A 20,650-nucleotide genomic window follows, 5' to 3' on the forward strand; every position below is an offset into this window, starting at 1 on the left:
TCGCCCGCGGAGTCCCCGGGTTTCCGCGGGGCGGACCGCCGCGGCATCCCATCTGGCCTGAATGACGAACGGCGGGTAGGGTTTCGACGGGCTCAACCACCGGGGGCGGATACGCTCGTCCTCATGCCTTTCTCGCTCACCCGCCGACTCGTCGCCTCCGTACTCACCGCCCTTGCCCTGAGTCTCACGGCGCACGTGGCCGCGGTCGTGGCCTTCTCGATCGCGAACAGCTTCGCCGCCGACAGCCTCGCGCAGATGAACGCGTACTTCCTGCCGGCGTCGCTCATCTCGTTCGTGATCACGTTCCTGTTCGCCGCGCTCGGGTCGTTCCGCCTCTGGTACACCGCGCTCGGCGCCGGCATCGTGACGGGCGTCGTCTCGGGAATGATCGGCTCCCTCGTCGGCGCCAGTGCCGCGGGCGCGACGCTCACCCCCGACATCCTCGGACCGCTCTTCGGCACCATCACGACCATCAACCTGGTCTTCTTCCTCACCACGGCAATCACGGCGCCGACGCTCGCCCGACGCGTCTGGCTGCTCGTGCTCGACGCGCCGGCCAGCGCCCGCGACGGCGCGGCGCACTACGCGCTCGTGCGCCAGCCCTCGACGAACCTCGCCGACGGTGTCGTGACGCACATCGAGCGCGTACAGATCGACACCGACCTCGCCGACGAGCAGTGGGACAACTACGTCAGTGTGCTCGACGCCCACGGGTTCACCACGGTCGAGGTCGACCCCGCGCCCGAGCTCGCCGACGCCGTCTTCATCGAGGACGCGGTCATCGTCTTCGGCGACCTCGCGGTGATCGCGAGCCCGGGCTCCGAGCACCGCCGTGACGAGATCGTCGGGGCCGAGGCGGCGGTCGTCGGGCTCGGCCTCGAGGTCACCCGCATCGAACTGCCCGGCACCCTCGACGGCGGCGACGTGCTCAAGGTCGGCAGCACGGTCTACGTCGGCCGTGGCGGCCGCACGAACGGGGAGGGCATCCGTCAGCTGCGCGCGATCCTGACACCGCGCGGGTACGACGTCGTCGCCGTACCGGTGACGAAGGTGCTGCACCTGAAGAGCGCCGTGACCGCGCTACCCGACGGCACCGTCATCGGCTACCCGCCGCTCGTCGACGACCCCGCGATCTTCGACCGCTTTCTCGCCGTGCCCGAAGAGGGCGGCGCGCACGTGGTCGTGCTCTCGGCCGATACGGTGCTCATGGCGGCATCCGCACCTCAGAGTGCCGCGCTCATCGGCAACCTCGGATATCGCGTGGTCACGGTCGACATCAGCGAGTTCGAGAAGCTCGAGGGCTGCGTCACCTGCCTCTCGGTGCGGGTGCGCTAACTCCGCGGTAAGTAATCCTTGCCTCTCAGGTTATTCACGGCTTATTCTGGAGGGCTGTCTGGTCGTCCGCCATCCGCGGGGTAGACCGGGGAGCGACGTCCGTGCCAGGCGGACCGTCACACCCACACGCCGGGAGGACACCATGACAAAGACAGCCACCGCCGCAGCCAACGGCCCTCAGATCTTTGCCCGTGCCCTCGGAACCGCGAAGCGACCGCACTAGCTCCACGCGCCTAGCCCCGCCCCGATTCCGCGGCCGCGTCCTCCGACCGGCCTCCCCCTTCTCCGCCCTTCGACCGCCTAGCGGTCGCGCCCTATTTCTCTGGGACTGTTTTATGCCTGCATCATCGACCCCCATGGGTCACACGTCCAAGCGCGGCGGCACCGTCGCCTCGATCGCGCGCCTGTACCCCTACGCGAAGCCGGCCCTGCCGCGCATCTACCTCGGCATGGCGTCCGCCCTGCTCGCGGGCATCGTCGCCCTGCTCATCCCGCAGGTGCTGCGCCAGCTCGTCGACGGCCCGCTGTCGACCGGCGACGAGTCGCAGATCTGGCCCGCGTTCGCGATCGTGCTCGGTCTGGGTGTGCTCGAGGCGATCCTCATCGCGCTGCGCCGCTGGTTCGTGCTGACCCCCGGCACGCACATCGAGGCGCGCATGCGCAACGCGCTCTACGCGAAGCTGCAGGACCTGCCGGTGAACTTCCACGACCGGTGGGCCAGCGGCCAGCTGCTCTCGCGCGCCGTCAGCGACCTCGGCCTGATCCGCCGCTGGATCTCGTTCGGCATCGTGCTGCTCGTCGTCAACGTCATCACGATCGTCGTCGGATTCGTGTTCCTGGTGAACATCTCCTGGATCCTCGGCGTCGCGTTTATGGTCTGCTCGATCCCGCTCTGGATCTACGGCTACCTGTTCGAGAACAAGTACTCCACCGTCGCGCGCCGCAGCCAGGACCAGTCCGGCGACCTCGCCACCACGGTCGAGGAGTCAGTGCACGGCATCCGCGTGCTCAAGGCGTTCGGCCGCGGCAAGTACGCGCTGAAGAACTTCGCGACCCAGGCCGAAGACCTGCGCGGCACCGAGATCGAGAAGGCCCGTGCGATCGCGGGCATCTGGCTCTGGCTGCTGCTCGTGCCCGACGTCACCTTCGCGCTCTGCCTGCTCGGCGGCGTGTGGCTGGCGGCCGACGGACAGATCTCGGTCGGCGAGCTCGTCGCGTTCTTCGCGACGGCTACCGTGCTGCGCTTCCCGGTCGAGTCGATCGGCTTTTTGCTCTCGATGACCTTCGACGCCCGCACCGCCACCGACCGCTTCTTCGAGGTCATGGACGCGCCGAACACCATCGTCGACCCGGAGAACCCGAAGACGATCACCGATCCCCGGGGACGCCTCGTCTTCGACGACGTGCATTTCCGATATCAGGATGCCGCGGCAGACCGCCCCGACATCCTCGACGGGATCCGCCTCGACCTCGAGCCGGGCGAGACGATGGCCATCGTCGGCATCACCGGTTCGGGCAAGTCGACGCTCACGGCGTTGACCACCCGGCTGTACGACGTCACCGGCGGCGCCATCCTCATCGACGGCGTCGACGTGCGCGACCTCACCCGCACCGAGCTGCGCACCCACCTCGCGATGGCGTTCGAGGACGCGACGCTGTTCTCGGCGTCGGTGCGCGAGAACGTGCTGCTCGGCCGGCCGGAGTCGACCGAGGCGGAACTTGAGCGCGCGCTCGACGTGGCGCAGGCCCGGTTCGTCTACGACCTGCCCGACGGCCTCGACACGATGGTGGGGGAGGAGGGCATGAGCCTCTCCGGCGGTCAGCGTCAGCGGCTCGCCCTCGCGCGCGCCGTCGCCGCCCAGCCGTCGGTGCTCGTGCTCGACGACCCGCTGTCGGCGCTCGACGTCGACACCGAGGCGCGCGTCGAGGAGGCGCTGCGCGAGGTGCTCGCCTCGACGACGGCGCTCATCGTGGCACACCGCCCGTCGACCGTGACGCTCGCCGACCGCGTGGCGCTGCTCGAAGAGGGCCGCATCACCGCGGTGGGAACGCACTCGCACCTGCTCGCCACCAACGAGCACTACCGGTTCGTCATCTCCAATCTCGAAGACGAGGAGAAGCGGGAACGGGCCGACGAACAATTCATCGCAGACGAGACGGAAGAGGAGGTGGGCGCGTGAGCATCGTCGGAGTAGAGGGAGTCGAGGGCGAAGAGCGCAACGACTTCAGCAAGGCGGAGAGCAAGCAGATCCGGCAGCGGTCGCTGCGGCTGCTCGGCTCGTTGCTGCGCCCGGAACGGGCGCGCGTCATCCTGACCATGGTCGTGGTCATCGTCAGCACGGCCGCCCAGGTCGCTGGCCCCGCCCTCGTGGCGTACGGCATCGACAAGGGTCTGCCCGCGCTGCTCGACCAGGACTGGGTGCCGCTCGGTGCGACCGTGGCGGCGTATCTCGTCGCGGGCGTCGTCGGCGCCGGGCTCATCGCCTGGTACACCGTGCTCACGGCGAAGATCAGCCAGGCGATCCTGTTCGACCTGCGCACCCGCGTGTTTCTGCACACGCAGCAGCTGAGCCTCGAGTTCCACGAGAGCTACACCTCGGGCCGCATCATCGCGCGCCAGACCAGCGACCTCGACGCGATCAAGGAGCTGCTCGACTCGGGCGTCAACCAGCTGATCCAGGGCGCGCTCTACATGGTGTTCATCGCCGGGGCGATGTTCCTCGTCGACGGCGTGAGCGGGCTCATCCTGCTCGCGGCGCTCGTGCCGCTCGGCATCCTGACGCGCTGGTTCCAGAAGAAGTCGCAGCAGCTGTTCCGCCGCACGCGCGTGGCGTCGGCCCGGCTCATCGTGCAGTTCGTCGAGACCATGACGGGTATCCGCGCGGTCAAGGCGTTCCGCAAGGAGCCGCGCAACGAGCAGGTGTTCGGCGCGCTCGTCGAGACGTACCGCAACGTCAACGCGAAGGTGATCCAGCTGTTCGGCGTCTTCGACCCGGGGCTCGTGCTGATCGGCAACGTGACGCTCGCGGTCATCCTGGTGGCGGGCGGCCTGCGCGTCGCCGGGGGCACCCTCGCGATCGGCGCGCTGCTCGCGGCTCTGCTCTACACGCGGCAGTTCTTCGGCCCCGCGCAGGAGATGGCGATGTTCTACAACTCCTACCAGTCGGCCGCGGCCGCGCTGGAGAAGATCTCCGGTGTGCTCGAGGAGAAGCCGGGCGTGCCCGACCCCGTCACGCCGACCGATCTGTGGAGCGCGAAAGGCGCCGTCGATTTCGAGGGCGTCGAGTTCGCGTACACGCGGGACCGCGTCATCCTGCCCGAATTCGATCTGCGGATCCCGGCCGGGCAGACCATCGCCCTCGTCGGTTCGACCGGAGCGGGCAAGTCGACGCTGGCGAAGCTGATGGCGCGGTTCTACGACCCGTCGAAGGGCAGCGTCACGCTCGACGGCATCGACCTGCGACAGCTGCACCCCAAGGATCTGCGGCGCGCCATCGTCATGGTGACGCAGGAGGCGTACCTGTTCTCGGGCTCGGTCGCCGAGAACATCGCCCTCGGCAAGCCGGAGGCGACCCGCGAGGAGATCGTGGGCGCCGCGAAGGCGGTGGGCGCGCACGAGTTCATCGAGTCGCTGCCCGACGGGTACGACACCGACGTGAACAAGCGCGGCGGGCGGGTCTCGGCCGGCCAGCGGCAGCTGCTGTCGTTCGCGCGGGCGTTCCTCGCCGACCCGGTGGTGCTGATCCTCGACGAGGCGACGGCGTCGCTGGATATCCCGAGCGAGCGGCTCGTGCAGGAGGGTCTCACCACCCTGCTCGCCGACCGCACCGCGATCATCATCGCGCACCGGCTGTCGACCGTGGCGATCGCCGACCGCGTTCTCGTGATGGAGCACGGCCGCATCGTCGAGGACGGCACGCCGCGCGACCTGATCGCGGGCACCGGGCGGTTCGCGCAGCTGCACGCGGCCTGGCGCGAGTCGCTGGTCTGACCGTCACAGCGCATTGAGCCTGTCGAAATCCTGAGGGTTTCGACAGGCTCAACCCGCTGCGGGGCTCAACCACCGTCGAACGCGTACGTGAACTCGCCCTTCACGAACACCGTCCACGACCCGCAGACCGTTCCGTCGCCCGGCATGGTCTCGGGCCACCAGCCCACGTCGAGCGCGGGCGACCCGTCGATCTTGCCGGCCGCGCACCCGTCGCCGGCGGGCGGGGTGTCGCTCTCGTAGCTGAGGATCGTGCCCGGCCCGTCGGTCACCGTGCGGATCCGCAGGTTCGCGGCATCCTCGGGCACGAACTCGGGCGGGGCGAACGCGGGTTCGTGCGTCGCCGACGCCTCGGCGTAGCTGGCGAAGACCTGCTCCTTCTCGCCCGCGGCGAGTACGTCGATCAGGGTGCAGCCGGCGAGCGAGGCGGCGAGCACCACGCTCCCGAGGGCGGCGGTGCAGAGTCGTGCGGTGGTCATGCGTCAAGTCAAGGCGGATGCCGCGTCCGGCGGATCGGTCAGACGACTGATCGCGGGGGAGCCGGGAGGATGATGTGTACGCGGATTGAGTTTGTCGAAATCCTGTTAGCGGAATACCTCGGTCGCAGGCTCCCTCGGCGCTGGGGTCGCGAAATCGCTGGCGCGATTTCCATAGCTCCACCGCGCTACTCACCCACCGGGCACGTACCGCGCCCGCGCCAGGTCCACGCGGAACGCGTCGTTGCTCCACTTCAGCGGCGTGGCCTCCGCGCGGTAGTGCTGCAGTGCCTCGGGCTCGTGGTCCACCGGCGGGTGCCCGCTGGCGCGGATGACGCGCCACCACGGCTGGTCGTGCCCGTAGTGCGACATCACCTGGCCGACCGCGCGGGCGGCGCGCGACCCGAACGCCGCGGCGACGTCGCCGTAGGTCATGACCCGTCCCTCGGGTATCGACCCGACGACGTCGAGCACGCGCGAGACGAAGTCGTCGCTCGGGATGGCGGCCATCGAGCCGGCGCCCTACAGGTCCAGGGCGCCGATGTTCTCGCCGTACTGGGTTTCGCCGATGATGCGGAAGCCGACCGCGAGGAAGAACTCCTCCGGTCCGTCTTCGCCGGGTTCCCAGATCACGGTGAGGCGTTCGAAGCCGCGCTCGCGCGCCTCGTCCGCGAGCGCGAGCACCGCGAAGCGGCCGACGCCGAGACCCTGTGCGTCGGCGGCGACGTTGATGCGCCAGACGCAGCTGCGGAACTCCTCTTGGGGATTCTCCGGGTCGAAGTTGCCGCGGATGAAGCCGACGACCGTGTCGTCGTCGAGCACGACGCGGGGCCACGAGGTGCTCGGATTGATGTACGCATCGGCGATCGCGTACGACGTGGGGGTGACGAACTGCTCCTGCCCGGGACGCAGAGTGAGCCCGTTTGCGGCCACGATCGTCTTGGCCGACAACTCTTCAAGTCTCAACTCAGGCATGCTCACAGGCTAACCCGCGGCGGGCGGGAACGCACGAGATTACTTCCACTGCCCTCTTCGCTGTGAGATCGTTGGCGCACACAGCAGAGTCGATGTGGGGAGAGCAGCGCATGAGCGGGACGCCGGAATCCAAGGTCGCCATCGTCACCGGAGCGGGCCGCGGAATCGGTGCCGCCATCGCGCAGCGCCTCGCCGCCGACGGCCACCTCGTGGCCGTGCTCGACCTGCGCACCGAAGACACCGAGGCCACGGTCGATGCGATCCGGGAGGCGGGCGGCGACGCGATAGGTCTGGGGGCGGATGTCGCGAATACGGCCGACGCGAACGAAGCCGTCTCGCGGGTGGCTCTCGAGCTCGGCCCGCCGACGGTGCTCGTCAACAACGCGGGTATCCTGCGCGACAACCTGCTGTTCAAGCTGACCGACGACGACTGGGACTCGGTGATCGACGTGCACCTGCGCGGAGCGTTCGTGATGAGCCGGGCCGTGCAGACCCACCAGGTCGCCGCGCGCTGGGGCCGCATCGTCAACCTCTCCAGCACGTCCGCGCTGGGCAACCGGGGCCAGGCGAACTACGCCGCGGCGAAGGCCGGCATCCAGGGGTTCACCAAGACCCTCGCGATCGAACTCGGGCCGTTCGGCGTCACCGTGAACGCGATCGCCCCCGGGTTCATCGCCACCGAGATGCTGCGCGGCACCGCCGAGCGCCTCGGGCTGACGCTCGACACGTTCCTCGCGGAGGCGGCGACGACGATCCCGGTGCGCCGCACCGGAACCCCCGACGACATCGCCGCGGCAGCCGCGTTCTTCGCGAGCGACGAGGCGTCGTTCGTCTCGGGCCAGGTGCTGTACGTCGCCGGCGGGCCGAAGGCGTGAGCCGCGGCATCCGGCCCTCGCCTTCGTCCACAGGTATCTCGACGTCGAGACAGTTTCGAGAGCGAGTAGGCTTGTTGTCGCAACCCAGCTCGGCTCATCAATGAGGAGAATCGTTTGTCCAAGATCAAGGTAGAAGGCACCGTCGTCGAACTCGACGGCGACGAAATGACTCGCATCATCTGGCAGGCGATCAAGGACACCCTGATCCACCCTTACCTCGACATCAACCTCGAGTACTACGACCTCGGCATCGAGCACCGCGACGCGACCGACGACCAGGTCACGATCGATGCGGCCCACGCGATCCAGAAGCACGGCGTCGGCGTCAAGTGTGCGACCATCACGCCCGACGAGGCGCGCGTCGAGGAGTTCGGCCTGAAGAAGATGTGGAAGAGCCCGAACGGCACGATCCGCAACATCCTCGGCGGAGTCATCTTCCGCGAGCCGATCATCATCTCGAACATCCCCCGTCTCGTTCCCGGTTGGAACAAGCCGATCATCATCGGCCGTCACGCCTTCGGCGACCAGTACCGTGCCACCGACTTCGTCTTCAAGGGCAAGGGCAAGCTCACCGTCGAGTTCACCCCCGAAGACGGCTCCGAGCCGATGAAGTTCGAGGTCTACGACGCCCCCGACGACGGCATCGCGCAGGTGCAGTACAACCAGGACGCGTCGATCCGCGACTTCGCGCGCTCGAGCCTCAACTACGGCCTCAGCCGCAACTACCCGGTCTACCTGTCGACCAAGAACACGATCCTCAAGGCCTACGACGGCCGCTTCAAGGACATCTTCGAGGAGATCTTCGAGACGGAGTTCAAGGAGCAGTTCGAGGCCGCCGGCCTCACCTACGAGCACCGCCTCATCGACGACATGGTCGCCTCGGCCATGAAGTGGGAGGGCGGCTACGTCTGGGCCTGCAAGAACTACGACGGCGACGTGCAGTCCGACACCGTGGCGCAGGGCTTCGGTTCGCTCGGCCTCATGACCTCCGTGCTGTCCGTCCCGGACGGATCGGTCGTCGAGGCGGAGGCCGCCCACGGCACCGTCACGCGGCACTACCGCCAGCACCAGGCCGGCAAGCCCACGTCGACCAACCCGATCGCCTCGATCTACGCCTGGACCCGCGGCCTCTCGCACCGTGCGAAGCTCGACGACAACCCCGCGCTGGCCGAATTCGCCGCCACGCTCGAGGACGTCGTCATCAAGAGCGTCGAGGCCGGCCACATGACGAAGGACCTCGCACTCCTCGTCGGACCGGACCAGAAGTGGGAGACCACCGAGGAGTTCCTCGACACGCTCGACAAGGCGCTGGCGGCGCGCCTGGCGTAAGCCCCGCCGAGGTTGAGCCTGTCGAAATCCCTTCCACGTCTGACGTCGCGAGGGTTTCGATAGGCTCAACCCGCTTAAGGGCCGCTTAAGCTCGAACCATGAGAATCACCGTCACGGGCGCCGCCGGCCAGATCGGTTACGCCCTGCTCTTCCGCATCGCCTCCGGCGCGATGTTCGGCCCGAACACCCCCGTCAGTCTGCGCCTGCTCGAACTGCCGCAGGCCCTCGCCGCGGCCGAGGGCGTCGCGATGGAACTCGACGACTGCGCCTTCCCCCTGCTGAGAAGCATCGACATCACGGATGACGCGGCCGAGGCCTTCGACCGGTCGAACGTCGCGCTGCTCGTCGGGTCGCGCCCCCGCACCGCCGGCATGGAACGGGCCGACCTGCTCAGTGCCAACGGCGCCATCTTCGCGCCGCAGGGACGCGCGATCAACGACAACGCCGCCGACGACGTGCGCGTGCTCGTGGTCGGCAACCCGGCCAACACCAACGCGCTCATCGCGAGCGCGCACGCGCCCGACGTGCCCGACGCCCGGTTCACCGCGATGACGCGTCTCGACCACAACCGCGCGGTGGCGCGGCTGGCCAAAGCGACCGATTCCGCCGTGGCATCCATCTCGCACCTCACGATCTGGGGCAACCATTCGTCGACGCAGTATCCCGACCTGTCGCACGTGCTCGTCGACGGGGACAGCATCGACGTCGACCGCGAGTGGCTGGAGAGCGACTACATCCCGGCCGTCGCGAACCGCGGGGCCGCGATCATCGCGGCGCGCGGGTCGTCGTCTGCGGCATCCGCTGCCAATGCCGCTGTCGACCACATGCACGACTGGGTACTCGGCACCGCGCAGGACGACTGGACCTCGGCGGCCATCACCTCGGACGGCTCGTACGGCGTGCCCGCGGGGCTGATCAGCTCGTTCCCGGTCACGTCGACCGGCGGCGACTGGCAGATCGTGGAGGGCCTCGACATCGACGAGTTCTCGCGCGCCCGCATCGACGCCTCGGTCGCCGAACTGGGCGAGGAGCGCGCCGCGGTCGAGGCGCTCGGGCTGCTCTAGGCCCGCGCCGCTCGCACACGCCCGCCCCCGCGCCGCTCGCATAACCTCGCGCGGTGTTTTGTCGCCCGCGCGCCCGAATCTTCAGGCGCGTCGGCGACAAAACACCGCGCGACCGGGGGCTACGCGCGAAGCCACCGCGCGACCGCCACGCAGCGCCGCGCGAGCCCCGACCGACCGCGCCGCCGCCGGGCTAGCCGACCTTCGCGGCCTCCCGCGCTGCCTCGCGCCCGGCCGAGCGCTCGCCGACCACGCCGCTGACGATCGCGACCCGCTTGCGCGTGAGGAACCGGGGGAGCGCCGTCGTCAGGGCGTTCAGGCGTCCCGACTGCACGCTCGGACGCCGCCCGCCGCGGTCGAGCACGCGCATCGCGGTCTGCACCACCTGCTCGGGCGTCTGGTAACTGCCGTTGTAGGCGCCGCCGTCGAGCGCGTCGAAGAATTCGGTGCGGGTGAGCCCCGGCGACAGGGCGAGCACACGCAGCCCGGTGCCCCTGGACTCGAACCAGAGCGCCTCGGTGAAGCTCAGCACGAACGCCTTGCACGCGGAGTAGACGGCCATGCCCGGGCTCGGCATGTAGGCCGCCAGGCTGGCGACGTTGACGAGGATGCCGCGTCCGGCGGCCCGCAGGGGCTCGATGAACGCGCGTGTGATGTCGACCAGGTTCGCGACATCCACGTTGATCTCGTCGGTGAGCCGGGCGGGGTCTTCCTCGTGGAACGCGCCGTCGGTGCCGAAGCCGGCGTTGTTGACGAGGCCGGTGATCGTCAGGCCGCGGTCGGCGACCTCGGCTGCGAGGGTGCGGCCGGCGCCGGGTGCGCTCAGGTCGAGGGCGATCGGGGTAGCGCGGATGCCGTGGGCCGCCTCGAGCTCGGAGGCGAGCACCTGCAGGCGGTCGAGCCGACGCGCGACGAGCACGACGTCGGATCCGCGGCGGGCGAGCTCGCGGGCGAACGCGGCGCCGATGCCGGAACTGGCGCCGGTGACGATGGTGGTCTGGTGGGTGAAGTCGATTGCGGTCATGTCTGCACTATACGCACGACCTTGCACCGGGTGCAAGTAGCTGCGTTAAGCGCAAAACGGGTACTGTGGGGGAATGCCCGTTCCACCCACGCTGCGTGAGCGCACCCGCCGCGCGGTAAACGCGGAGATCACCGCCACCGCGATGCGCCTGTTCGCCGAGAACGGCTTCGAGGCCACGACGGTCGACCAGATCGCCCGCGAGGCGGGAATCTCGCGGCGGTCGTTCTTCCACTACTTCGGCAGCAAAGAAGATCTCGTACTGGGCAACACGGTCGAGCTGGGCGAGAGGGTGCGCGCCGCGCTCGAGGCCCGCCCGGCGGACGAGTCGGCGTGGCAGGCCCTGCGCGAGGCATTCATGGTGCTGCAGGCCGACGGCATGCCGAGCACCGACGAGCTGGCGCTCGCCCAGCTGTACCACGACGCCCCCTCACTGCGCGCGCGGCACCTCGAGAAGCACCTGCGCTGGCAGGAGCTGTTCGCCCCCGACGTTCAGCGTCGGCTCGGTCTCCCGCCGACGGAGCGACCGGACCCGCGGGCGCGCGCACTGGTCGCAGCCGCGCTCGCCTGCCTCGACGCGACGATCGACGCCTGGTACGAGTCGGGCGGCAGCCTCGATCCGGTGCAGCTCTTCGACGACGCGATCGCGACGATCCGCGCGTAGGCGTGCTCGCCGTCGGGCCGCGGGGTGGCGAGGCGCGACGCGGCCGCGCGCTAGCCCGACAGGCCCGCGATCAGGTTGATCGTCGTCGCCAGCACGAACGACCCGAAGAGGAACGACAGCAGCGCGTGGCCGAGGGCGGCCGAGCGGATGTCGGACCTGCTGATGTTCGTATCCGACACCTGGTACGTCATGCCGAGAGTGAACGCGAGGTAGGCGAAGTCGGAGTACCGGGGCGGTTCGTCCTGGTTGAACGAGATGCCGGTTCCGTGGGCGTAGTAGAGGCGCGCGTACCGCAGCGCGTAGAGCGTGTGCAGCAGGATCCACGACAGCGCGACGCTCACCACCGCGAGTCCGGCGAGCACCGCCTCCTGTGCACCGTGCGCCATCGACGCCTGCACGAGCACGAAGCCGACCGAGAACAGGCTGGCGATGCTCAGCATCAGGATCAGCACGTCGGTGACCCCGCGTTCCGGATCTTCGCGGCTCGCGTGCTCCTCGGTCTGCGCGGCGTCGTACCCGCCGAGGCGCAGCCACACCCGCAGCGAATAGGCGAGCGCGGCGGCCGCCCAGCCGACGGTCGGCGCGAACTCCCACCAACCCGCGGCACCCACGGCGACGGCGGCGATCGTGCCGACGACGAGCATCTCGACGAAGCGGGTGGCGGTGAGGTGGCGACGGATCATGGTCTGATTACACCACCGGAGTGCGGCACTCTAGGGTTGATCGTTGCGGGGTTTCGAGACCCGCGAGGGAAGGCATCACCATGACAATCCGCGTCGCCGCCGACGGTTCAGCGCTCGGCAACCCCGGCCCGGCCGGCTGGGCGTGGTACGTCAACGACGGCTGCTGGGCGGCCGGCGGGTGGAAGCACGCCACGAACAACCAGGGCGAGCTGATGGCGGTGCTGCAGTTCTTCCGCGCCACCGCGCACCTCGACGACGACCTGCTGATCCTCTGCGACAGTCAGTACGTGATCAACTGCGTCACCAAGTGGATGTCGGGCTGGAAGAAAAAGGGATGGCGCAAGGCCGACGGCAAGCCCGTGATGAACGTCGAGCTGCTCAAGGAGATCGACGAGGCCATCGTCGGTCGTAAGTACACGTTCGAGTGGGTGAAGGGGCACGCGAACCACCCGCTGAACGAGGCGGCAGATTCCCGCGCCCGGGCGGCGTCCGAAGCGTTCCAGCGCGGACTGCCCGTCGACAGCGGCCCCGGCTGGGTGCGCGACGGCGACGCCGACACCGCGGCCCCCGTGGTCGCCTGGGCCCCGGTCGCCGAGCCGGTCGCCGCGCCCGCCCCAGAACGGGCCCCCGCGCCATCCCTCTTCGACTTCGACGAGCCCGACGAGCCGGCCACGGTCACCGTGACCGCTCGCCTCACCCCGCAACAGCACGAGCGCCTGCTCGCGCTCGCCTCCCGCGAGGGAGTGAGCGTCGAGCAGGCGCTCGCCGGGTTGGTCTAGAGCAGGCGCTCGCCTAGTTGGTCTAGAGCAGGCGCTCGCCGCGTCGGTCGAGACGCTTACGGGCAGGTGGTCTGCAGCTGCTCCATCGCGTCCTGCACGGCGGTGGCCGAGTCCATGACCACCGTCTGGTCGGCGTTGGTCGGGTCGTTCGCGTAGTCGGCGATGACCGCGCTGAAGTCGGTGAGCGCGGTGGTCGCGTCGTCGGCGACGGCGCGCACGTCCTCGTTCGTGACGTCTTCGGCGGTGTCGCCGAACGCGGCGGCGAGCGAGGTCACGGCGGCGGCCGCGGCATCGGGGTCGGTCTGGATCGTCGAGAGGCCGGACTGCAGCTCGGTCAGGGTGTCCTCGACTCCGGCCTTGAGAATCTCGCAGGATTCCTCGGCGGTCTGCGGTTCCGCGGCGACGGACGTCTCGTCGGGCGCCGAGCTGGAGGAGTCTCCGGAAGCCTCGTCGGACCCCCCTGCGCTGCAGCCGGTGAGCAGGAGTGCGGCGAGAGCGATGCCGGCCAGTGTGGAGGCGGTTGTGCGTCGTGAGGTAGCCAAGATTCTCCCTGGGGTCGGTGTGCGGGCGCGTTGCCCGCCCCTCCAACCTATCGGTGTCCTATGCCCGACCCTCAACCGGTGGAGCGATCAGTACCCCGAGAAGTAGTCGGCCGTGACCCGCTTCACGCCGAGAGACCGCAGGGCGGCACGGATGTCGGAGACCATCGCCGGCGGACCGGAGACGTAGACGCGGCGGGAGGTCACGTCGGGAACCGTCTGCTGCACGAGGTCGCCCGAGACGCGTCCGTTGCCGGCCCAGGTCCAGTTCTGCGGAAGTCGTTCCGGCTCCGTCGGGCTGACCAGCACGACGCGCACGCCGGTCTTCTCGAGCAGCTCGCCGTACCCGATCTCGTCGTTGTGGCGCACCGAGTAGACCACCACGATGTCGCGGTCGATGCCGAGGGCGTGGTCGTGCGCGATCTGGCTCGCGAACGGCGTGATGCCGATGCCGCCGGCGATGAGCACGACGGGCACGGACGTGTCCTTCGGCAGCGCGAAGTCGCCGCCGATGCCGGTGGCCCGCACGGTCGCGCCCGGTTCGAGTTCGAGGAACGCGCGCTTGAAGCTCGACGGCTTCTCGGGCACCGAGAGCGCGACAGTGAGCGGCCCGTCGGTCGTCGGTGCGGAGGAGATGCTGAAGATGCGGCGGCTGCCGCGGAAGTCGGCGCGGTGCGGCACCGTCAGCTCGAGGTACTGCCCGGCGCGGAAACTCGCGGGACGCGTGGGCCGGAACGCGAACTCCCACGTCGTCGGGGTGAGCTGCCGCTTTCCGTCGTAGGCGAGGCGGATGCCGCGGCGTTGCCCGAACGCGAAGGCCACGAGGTTGCCGACCACGAGGGCCAGTTCGGGGGTATTCGTGAACGGCCCGATGCTGAACACCGTGGAGAACAGCACCGCGACGACCGCGGCGACGGTGAGCTGCTGCCAGCGGCGCGGCGGCAGGGTCAGCGGTTCGCTCAGCATAAATCCGGCGAGGAACACCAGCGGAAACTGCGTGAACGTGGAGGTGAGTGCTCCCGCGACATCCTGCCCCGACGAGACCAGGCGGATCATCACCAGGGCCGCGGCGATCACGACGAACGTCACGCCGACCGGCAGCCGACGGGAGCGGTAGAGCACGAGGAACGCGCCGATCGCGGTGAACGGCAGCAGCACTCCGGTGGCCACCCACCACACGGCGTAGTTCAGGCCGAGCAGGGAGACGATGACGACGCCGATCGCGGCGGGGTTGAAGATGTGCCGGCCGCGGATCGCGAGCAGGTACTTCGAGGCGCTGGCGATCGCGGCCGCGGCGGCGACGCCGAGCAGGTCGGGCACGGCGGCGCTCGGGTAGAACAGGAAGAACAGCAGGAATCCGGTGATGAGCGCGGATTCGGGGTGCGCCTTGACGCGGAAGACGAGCGCGAACAGCCAGCTCGTCGTGACCGTGACGACGAGCGCGACGGCGAGCGACGCGAGCAGGTCGGTGACCGGGAACGCCAGTTGCCCGACGAGGGCCAGCACGACGGCGAGTGCCGCGATGGCGACGAGCGCGATCAGCACGAGGCGGTACATCGTGACCTTGCCGGTAAAGCTGTCGAGTGCACGTCTCATGCGAACAATTCTCCATTCAGGGTGGGCGAGTGATCGACGCGGCCGTCGGCGAACATGCGCACGAACTCGAAATCGAAGGTCTGGGCGAGCCGGCCGGGCTCGGCGAGGAACAGCGCGGTGGCGAGCCCGTCGGCGACGAGCGCGGTCGGCGCGATGGCCCAGGTGGCGATGACGCGGCGCACCGGCAGTCCGGTGGTCGCGTCGATGATGTGGTGCAGTCCGTCGCCCCACGCGCGGCGGTTCGACGCGGAGGCGCAGAGCGAGGCGCCGGCGAGCTCGACGATGCCGATCGCCTTGGTGGTGTCGAGCGGGTGCTCGAGGCCGACGCGGATGGGGGAGGAACCGGAGTGCAGGATGTCGCCGCTCGCGTCGACCACGAACCCGGCGATGCCGTGCCCGTCGAGGATCGCGCCCACGAGGTCGACCAGATATCCCTTCCCGGCCGCGCCCACGTCGAGCATGATGGGGCGCACGGTGGAGAGCTCGTGCCCGTCCCAGGCGAATGCGTCCTCCCAGCGCGGCACGGAGGCGCGCTGCGCGGCCGGCGTCAGGCTATAGCCGCGGTCGTATCCCATGGTCTCGAGCGTGCGGCCCACGAGCGGGCTGAGCGCGCCATCCGTCGCTTCGTAGAGGTTTTTATACAGCTCGAAGAGCGCGGCCGCGTCGTCGGGAAACGCGTAGCTGCCCGCCGTGGCGGCGATGCGGGCGACGAGCGAGTCGTCACGGAAACGCGAGTAGGTGCGGTCGAAAGCCTCGACGCGGGCGGCGATCTCCTCGACGGCATCGGCACCCAGGGGCTCGACGGTGTCGATGCTCCACTGGGTGCCGATCGCGGCGAAGCGGTGGCTAGCTGGCAGCGTCGGCCTTGATCTCTTCGATCGCGGCGTTGAAGCCGTCGCTGGTGAGCGAGGAACCGGCGACCTTGTCGACCGAGATCTCGTCGATGTTGACACCCTCCACGACGTCGGCGATACCGTCGGCGAACGCGGTCTGGTAGCGCTTCGAGTTGGGGTTGTCGCCGTCGCCCACGACCTCGACGGCCGTGATGACGCCGTCGGCCAGCGTGACGGTGACCTCGACGTTCTCGGTGCCGTTGGGGCTCTGGTAGTCGGCGTCTTCGGTGTACGTGCCGTCGGCGTAGCTGCCGGTGGTGGCGGCATCCGTGCTGTCGGTCGTCGATTCGGAGGAATCGGTCGTACCGGTGTCGGTCGTCGTGGTGTCACCCTCGGCGGCGCTGCTGCAGCCAGCGAGAGCACCCACGAGAGTCAGTCCGGTGAGGATGGCGAAGGGGTACTTTGCGCGTTGGTTGTTCATACAACCATCATTACCGGGCTTCTCATGTTTTCCCTATGTGATCACCGAACAACCAGCGCATGTACAGCAACACGAAACACGAATTTCTCACTTCACCCCTGTTCGGGGGGTGCATACCGGGTTAGGGTGAGCGGGTGCGCAGGCCCGACTGCCTCAATGAGTCCACCTTTTGACAAGAACTTTTGACCGAAGGAATCACCCTTGAGCAAACCGCCCGGCGGCCGCGTGGCCACGTCGTCCATCAGAAAAGCAGTTTCCACGATCGCGACAGCCGGGCTCCTCGCCTCCGCTCTCGTCGTCGGCACAGCGGCCGCCGCCTCGGCAGCCCCGATCGTGCCGGGCGGAGTCGGTCAGACCAGTTTCGAGCCGGGCCGCTACATCGTCACCCTCGCCGAAGACGCCGTCGCCACTTACGAGGGCGGCACCAGCGGGTACGAGGCGACGACGCCCGACGAGGGCGACCAGCTCAACGCCCGCCGCGCGCCCGTGCAGAGCTACAGCGACTACCTCGAAACCAAGCAGCAGGATGTCGCGGCGGCCGTCGGCGCCACGATCGACTACTCGTACACGATGGCCCTCAACGGCTTCGCCGCCGACCTCACCGCGGCCCAGGCCGCCGAACTCGCGTCGAACAAGGACGTCGTCGCGCTGACCCCCGACGAGCTCAAGCACATCACCGCGGTGCAAAACCCTGTGCCCTCGACCGAGTTCCTCGGCCTCGAGGGTGACGGCGGCGTCTGGGCCGCGACCGGCGGTGCCGAAACCGCGGGCGCCGGCGTGGTCGTCGGAGTCCTCGACACCGGCATCGCCCCCGAGAACCCGGCGTTCGCCGGAGACCCGCTCACGACGGTGGCCGGCGACGAGCCGTACCTCTCCGCCGAGAACACCATCACGTACACGAAGGGCGACGGCGACACCTTCACCGGAACCTGCCAGACCGGCGAGCAGTTCGTCGTCGGCGACTGCAGCACCAAGATCGTGGGCGCGCGCTACTTCGTCAACGGGTTCGGCGAAGCGAACCTCGGCGACGCCACGACCGGCACCGGCGAGTTCGTCTCGCCGCGCGACGGCGACGGCCACGGTTCGCACACCGGCTCGACCGCCGTCGGCAACTACGGCACCGAGGCCGACGTGCTCGGCCGCGACTTCGGCACCATCTCCGGAGTTGCCCCCGCCGCCAAGATCGCCGCCTACAAGGTCTGCTGGTCGGGCCCCGACGACGGCGCCACCACCGACGACGGCTGCACCACGACCGACATGCTCGCCGCCATCAACCAGGCGGTGCGCGACGGCGTCGACGTGCTGAACTTCTCCATCGGCGGCGGTGCCGCCGAGACGACGTTCTCGCCGACCGACGAGGCGTTCCTCGGCGCTGCTGCCGCGGGCATCTTCGTCGCAGCGTCGGCCGGCAACTCCGGCCCCGGTTCCTCGACCCTCGACAACGCGTCGCCGTGGATCACCACCGTCGCCGCGTCCACGATCCCGAGCTACTACGGCACCGTCACCCTGGGCGACGGACAGTCCTTCGTCGGCGCGAGCATCACGGTGACCGACCCGGTCGCGGGCGGCCTCGTCAACTCGACGGCGGTGGCCGCTGCGGGAGACGCGGGAGCGGATGCCGCCCTGTGCGCGCCCGGCAGCCTCGACCCGGCGCTCGTGCCGGCCGACACGCTCATCGTCTGCGACCGCGGGGTCGTCGACCGCACCGCCAAGTCCGCCGAGGTCGCCCGGGTGGGTGGCATCGGCATGGTGCTGATCAACCCGACGCCGAGCTCGATCGACCCCGACGCGCACACCATCCCCACGGTGCACGTCGACGCCCGGTTCCGCACCCCGATCGTCGAGTACGCGGCCACCCCCGGCGCCACCGTCACGCTGAGCGCCGGCAACTCGACCGACTACACGCCGCCGACGCCCGCGCTCGCCGGGTTCTCGTCGCGCGGTCCGGTCCTGGCAGACGGAAGCGACATCCTGAAGCCCGACATCACCGCACCCGGTGTCGCGATCCTCGCGGCCGGACCCAACCAGGCCGAGGGCACTCCGACATTCGAGTTCCTCAGCGGAACGTCGATGTCGAGCCCGCACATCGCCGGCCTCGCCGCGCTCTACCTCGGTGAGCGCCCCACGGCGACACCGGCCGAGATCAAGTCGGCGATGATGACCAGCGCGTACAACACGGTCGATGCCGACGGAGTCGAGATCACCGACCCGTTCGCGCAGGGTGCCGGCCACGTGGACCCGACGAAATTCTTCGACCCGGGCCTGCTCTACCTCAACGGTCCGACCGACTGGCTCGGCTACCTGCAGGGCATCGGGTACGACGCGGGAGTGGAGCCGATCGACGGCAGCAACCTCAACCTCGCCTCGATCGCCATCGGAACGCTGACCGCGCCCGAGACGATCACCCGCACCGTCACCTCGACCCAGGCCGGCGTCTTCACCGCCTCGGTCGCCGGACTCGACGGCATCACCGCCACCGTCGAACCGACGACGCTCGAGTTCGCGGCCGCCGGGGAGACGAAGAGCTACACGGTGACGCTGGCCCGCACGGACGCGCCGCTCGACCAGTTCACTACCGGCTCGCTCACCTGGACCTCGGGCGAGACCACCGTGCGCAGCCCGATCGCGGTGCAGCCCGCCACGATCGTCGCACCGGCCGAGGTCGACGGAACCGGCGTCACCGGCTCGGTCGACGTGAGCGTGACCCCGGGCGGCGACGGCGACATCCCGCTCACCACCTCGGGCCTCAGCCTCGGCACCCTGCTGCCGGACGCGACGGGCGACGCCCCCGGCCACTCCGGTTCGGGCGTGAAGGGCGACGAGGTCACCTACGACGTGACGGTGCCGGAGGGCGCGGAGTTCGCGCGCTTCGACCTCGACTCGATCGACGACACGGCCGACCTCGACCTGATCGTCTACCAGCTGGATGCCGCGGGGACGCCGGTCGCCGGGTGGCAGTCGGCCACGGGTGCGGCCGACGAACGCGTCGACCTCGTCGCTCCGGAGGCGGGCGCGTACCAGATGATCGTCAGCGTGTTCGCGGCCAACCCGTCGACCGCGTGGGACGCCACGGCCACCTCGGTGCTGCCGGGCGGCAGCCCGCTCACGCTCACCCCCGCGGTGATCGCGGGGCAGCAGGGAGTGGCGACGACCTACACGGCGTCGTGGGCCGACCTCGAACCGCAGTCGCGGTACCTCGGTCTGGTGAACTACGGCGACACGGGCGCGGTCACCGCGGTGGCGGTGACCACCGGCGAGGCTCCGGAGCCCACGGCCCCGGTCAACGTGACGCCGCCGACCATCACCGGCACCCCCGCCCCGGGCAGCACGCTCACCGCGTCGCCGGGTGAATGGGACACCGAGGGCCTCGCCTTCACCTACCAGTGGCAGTCGAACGGTGCCGACATCGCCGGGGCCACGGCCGCGACGTACAAGGTGGCCAAGGCCGACCAGGGTGCGGTCATCACGGTGGCGGTCACCGCGACGGCCGAGGGCCTCGACCCGACGACCGCGGTCTCTGCGGGTGTGACGGTCGCCTACACGTCGACGACCAAGCTGTCGGTGAACCGCTTCCTCGCGTTCTCGTGGCAGCAGCTCTCGGCGACGGTCACGGTGAAGAGCGGATCCCCGGCCCCCGCCGAGGGCACGGTCACCGTGACGGTGAACGGCAAGCCCGCCGACGTCGCCCTCACTGCGGCGAACAACGGCACCCTCACCTACACCCTGCCGAAACTCGGGGCAGGCGTGTACGTGGTGAAGGCGAGCTACGGCGGCAGCCCCACCGTGCTCGGCTCGCAGAGTTCGAGCTCGCTCGTCTGGGTGATCTTCTAGACCGCCCCGCCCCACAGAATCCCGCCCCGGCGGGCGTCGCGACTCCCAGTGCGCGACGCCGGCCGGGGCGGGTCTGCGTTAAGGGTGAAATCCGATCACATCACCGGCAGGTTTCCGGGTGTAACGGATTTGTAAACAGTCCTAACGAATGTGCGCGAAACTCTTGCGGTGCAGGGGTTCGTAA

The 20,650-nt window shown here is 69.4% G+C and carries 18 protein-coding genes; 9 read left to right on the plus strand and 9 right to left on the minus strand.

The window, feature by feature from the left end; translation table 11 throughout:
* The first annotated feature begins 123 nt into the window (after positions 1–123).
* The 3 genes from ddaH (at position 124) to HD599_RS01165 (ending at position 5,326) form a co-directional block, all read left to right on the plus strand.
* Positions 124–1,335 carry a dimethylargininase gene (gene ddaH / locus HD599_RS01155; RefSeq protein WP_281381774.1) on the plus strand — a complete coding sequence of 404 codons (1,212 nt, stop codon included), beginning with the start codon at positions 124–126 and terminating at the stop codon, positions 1,333–1,335.
* Between the two features lie 356 nt (positions 1,336–1,691).
* Complete coding sequence (locus tag HD599_RS01160; protein ID WP_246376060.1) at positions 1,692–3,515, plus strand: ABC transporter ATP-binding protein; 1,824 nt, start codon at positions 1,692–1,694, stop codon at positions 3,513–3,515.
* A complete protein-coding gene (locus tag HD599_RS01165) occupies positions 3,512–5,326 on the plus strand; it encodes an ABC transporter transmembrane domain-containing protein (RefSeq protein WP_184232875.1) in 1,815 nt (604 codons plus the stop codon). The genes HD599_RS01160 and HD599_RS01165 overlap by 4 nt, the downstream gene beginning before the upstream one ends.
* A gap of 65 nt (positions 5,327–5,391) precedes the next feature.
* On the opposite strand, the gene HD599_RS01170 is transcribed toward HD599_RS01165, so the two are convergent.
* The 3 genes from HD599_RS01170 to HD599_RS01180 all read right to left on the minus strand — a co-directional run bounded on the left by HD599_RS01170 (position 5,392) and on the right by HD599_RS01180 (position 6,774).
* On the minus strand, positions 5,392–5,802 hold the full coding sequence (locus HD599_RS01170) for a hypothetical protein (protein ID WP_184232877.1): 411 nt from the start codon (positions 5,800–5,802) through the stop codon (positions 5,392–5,394).
* A gap of 189 nt (positions 5,803–5,991) precedes the next feature.
* Positions 5,992–6,309, minus strand: a complete 318-nt coding sequence (locus HD599_RS01175) for an MGMT family protein (protein WP_184232880.1) — start codon at positions 6,307–6,309, stop codon at positions 5,992–5,994.
* A 12-nt stretch (positions 6,310–6,321) separates the two neighbouring features.
* Positions 6,322–6,774 carry a GNAT family N-acetyltransferase gene (locus HD599_RS01180; RefSeq protein ID WP_184232881.1) on the minus strand — a complete coding sequence of 151 codons (453 nt, stop codon included), beginning with the start codon at positions 6,772–6,774 and terminating at the stop codon, positions 6,322–6,324.
* 110 nt (positions 6,775–6,884) lie between these two features.
* Here HD599_RS01180 and fabG point away from each other — a divergent pair, with 110 nt between their 5' ends.
* From fabG to HD599_RS01195, 3 genes are all read left to right on the plus strand, one after another.
* Positions 6,885–7,649 (plus strand): 3-oxoacyl-ACP reductase FabG, encoded by a 765-nt coding sequence (gene fabG / locus HD599_RS01185; RefSeq protein ID WP_184232884.1) that lies wholly within the window; start codon positions 6,885–6,887, stop codon positions 7,647–7,649.
* A gap of 114 nt (positions 7,650–7,763) precedes the next feature.
* Positions 7,764–8,978 (plus strand): NADP-dependent isocitrate dehydrogenase, encoded by a 1,215-nt coding sequence (locus HD599_RS01190; RefSeq protein ID WP_184232886.1) that lies wholly within the window; start codon positions 7,764–7,766, stop codon positions 8,976–8,978.
* A gap of 98 nt (positions 8,979–9,076) precedes the next feature.
* A complete protein-coding gene (locus HD599_RS01195; protein ID WP_184232888.1) occupies positions 9,077–10,042 on the plus strand; it encodes a malate dehydrogenase in 966 nt (321 codons plus the stop codon).
* A 190-nt stretch (positions 10,043–10,232) separates the two neighbouring features.
* Here HD599_RS01195 and HD599_RS01200 read toward each other — a convergent pair whose 3' ends face one another.
* Positions 10,233–11,063, minus strand: coding sequence for an SDR family NAD(P)-dependent oxidoreductase (locus tag HD599_RS01200; protein ID WP_184232890.1), 831 nt, complete (start codon positions 11,061–11,063; stop codon positions 10,233–10,235).
* A 73-nt stretch (positions 11,064–11,136) separates the two neighbouring features.
* Between HD599_RS01200 and HD599_RS01205 the strand changes: the two genes are divergently transcribed.
* Complete coding sequence (locus HD599_RS01205; protein ID WP_184232892.1) at positions 11,137–11,724, plus strand: TetR/AcrR family transcriptional regulator; 588 nt, start codon at positions 11,137–11,139, stop codon at positions 11,722–11,724.
* 50 nt (positions 11,725–11,774) lie between these two features.
* Here the strand turns inward: HD599_RS01205 and HD599_RS01210 are convergent, their stop codons facing one another.
* Entirely contained in the window at positions 11,775–12,407 is a 633-nt protein-coding gene (locus HD599_RS01210; protein ID WP_184232894.1) for a DUF1345 domain-containing protein, read from the minus strand.
* 80 nt (positions 12,408–12,487) lie between these two features.
* Here HD599_RS01210 and HD599_RS01215 point away from each other — a divergent pair, with 80 nt between their 5' ends.
* Positions 12,488–13,186, plus strand: coding sequence for a ribonuclease H family protein (locus HD599_RS01215; RefSeq protein WP_184232896.1), 699 nt, complete (start codon positions 12,488–12,490; stop codon positions 13,184–13,186).
* A gap of 56 nt (positions 13,187–13,242) precedes the next feature.
* On the opposite strand, the gene HD599_RS01220 is transcribed toward HD599_RS01215, so the two are convergent.
* The 4 genes from HD599_RS01220 to HD599_RS01235 all read right to left on the minus strand — a co-directional run bounded on the left by HD599_RS01220 (position 13,243) and on the right by HD599_RS01235 (position 16,635).
* Positions 13,243–13,728: a hypothetical protein gene (locus HD599_RS01220; protein ID WP_184232898.1), complete on the minus strand. Its 486-nt coding sequence runs from the start codon at positions 13,726–13,728 to the stop codon at positions 13,243–13,245.
* Positions 13,729–13,815: 87 nt separating this feature from the next.
* Positions 13,816–15,321, minus strand: a complete 1,506-nt coding sequence (locus tag HD599_RS01225) for an FAD-dependent oxidoreductase (protein WP_184232900.1) — start codon at positions 15,319–15,321, stop codon at positions 13,816–13,818.
* Positions 15,318–16,274 (minus strand): FAD:protein FMN transferase, encoded by a 957-nt coding sequence (locus HD599_RS01230; RefSeq protein ID WP_343061819.1) that lies wholly within the window; start codon positions 16,272–16,274, stop codon positions 15,318–15,320. The genes HD599_RS01225 and HD599_RS01230 overlap by 4 nt, the downstream gene beginning before the upstream one ends.
* Positions 16,168–16,635, minus strand: a complete 468-nt coding sequence (locus tag HD599_RS01235; protein WP_184232902.1) for an FMN-binding protein — start codon at positions 16,633–16,635, stop codon at positions 16,168–16,170. The genes HD599_RS01230 and HD599_RS01235 overlap by 107 nt, the downstream gene beginning before the upstream one ends.
* 201 nt (positions 16,636–16,836) lie before the next feature.
* On the opposite strand from HD599_RS01235, the gene HD599_RS01240 reads away from it, so the two are divergent.
* Positions 16,837–20,466: a S8 family serine peptidase gene (locus HD599_RS01240; protein WP_221420412.1), complete on the plus strand. Its 3,630-nt coding sequence runs from the start codon at positions 16,837–16,839 to the stop codon at positions 20,464–20,466.
* The last annotated feature ends 184 nt before the right edge of the window (positions 20,467–20,650 follow it).

Source organism: Conyzicola lurida (genome assembly GCF_014204935.1).
In the GTDB taxonomy this organism is placed as follows: Bacteria; Actinomycetota; Actinomycetes; order Actinomycetales; family Microbacteriaceae; genus Conyzicola; species Conyzicola lurida.

What these genes read in the sequence shown, in the direction of transcription:
- HD599_RS01205 (WP_184232892.1), top strand. Translation starts at nt 11,137, where the DNA reads ATGCCCGTTCCACCCACGCTGCGTGAGCGCACCCGCCGCGCGGTAAAC.
- HD599_RS01200 (WP_184232890.1), bottom strand. Translation starts at nt 11,063, where the DNA reads ATGACCGCAATCGACTTCACCCACCAGACCACCATCGTCACCGGCGCC.
- HD599_RS01175 (WP_184232880.1), bottom strand. Translation starts at nt 6,309, where the DNA reads ATGGCCGCCATCCCGAGCGACGACTTCGTCTCGCGCGTGCTCGACGTC.
- HD599_RS01235 (WP_184232902.1), bottom strand. Translation starts at nt 16,635, where the DNA reads ATGAACAACCAACGCGCAAAGTACCCCTTCGCCATCCTCACCGGACTG.
- fabG (WP_184232884.1), top strand. Translation starts at nt 6,885, where the DNA reads ATGAGCGGGACGCCGGAATCCAAGGTCGCCATCGTCACCGGAGCGGGC.
- ddaH (WP_281381774.1), top strand. Translation starts at nt 124, where the DNA reads ATGCCTTTCTCGCTCACCCGCCGACTCGTCGCCTCCGTACTCACCGCC.
- HD599_RS01180 (WP_184232881.1), bottom strand. Translation starts at nt 6,774, where the DNA reads ATGCCTGAGTTGAGACTTGAAGAGTTGTCGGCCAAGACGATCGTGGCC.
- HD599_RS01210 (WP_184232894.1), bottom strand. Translation starts at nt 12,407, where the DNA reads ATGATCCGTCGCCACCTCACCGCCACCCGCTTCGTCGAGATGCTCGTC.
- HD599_RS01170 (WP_184232877.1), bottom strand. Translation starts at nt 5,802, where the DNA reads ATGACCACCGCACGACTCTGCACCGCCGCCCTCGGGAGCGTGGTGCTC.
- HD599_RS01195 (WP_184232888.1), top strand. Translation starts at nt 9,077, where the DNA reads ATGAGAATCACCGTCACGGGCGCCGCCGGCCAGATCGGTTACGCCCTG.
- HD599_RS01215 (WP_184232896.1), top strand. Translation starts at nt 12,488, where the DNA reads ATGACAATCCGCGTCGCCGCCGACGGTTCAGCGCTCGGCAACCCCGGC.
- HD599_RS01160 (WP_246376060.1), top strand. Translation starts at nt 1,692, where the DNA reads ATGGGTCACACGTCCAAGCGCGGCGGCACCGTCGCCTCGATCGCGCGC.
- HD599_RS01225 (WP_184232900.1), bottom strand. Translation starts at nt 15,321, where the DNA reads ATGAGACGTGCACTCGACAGCTTTACCGGCAAGGTCACGATGTACCGC.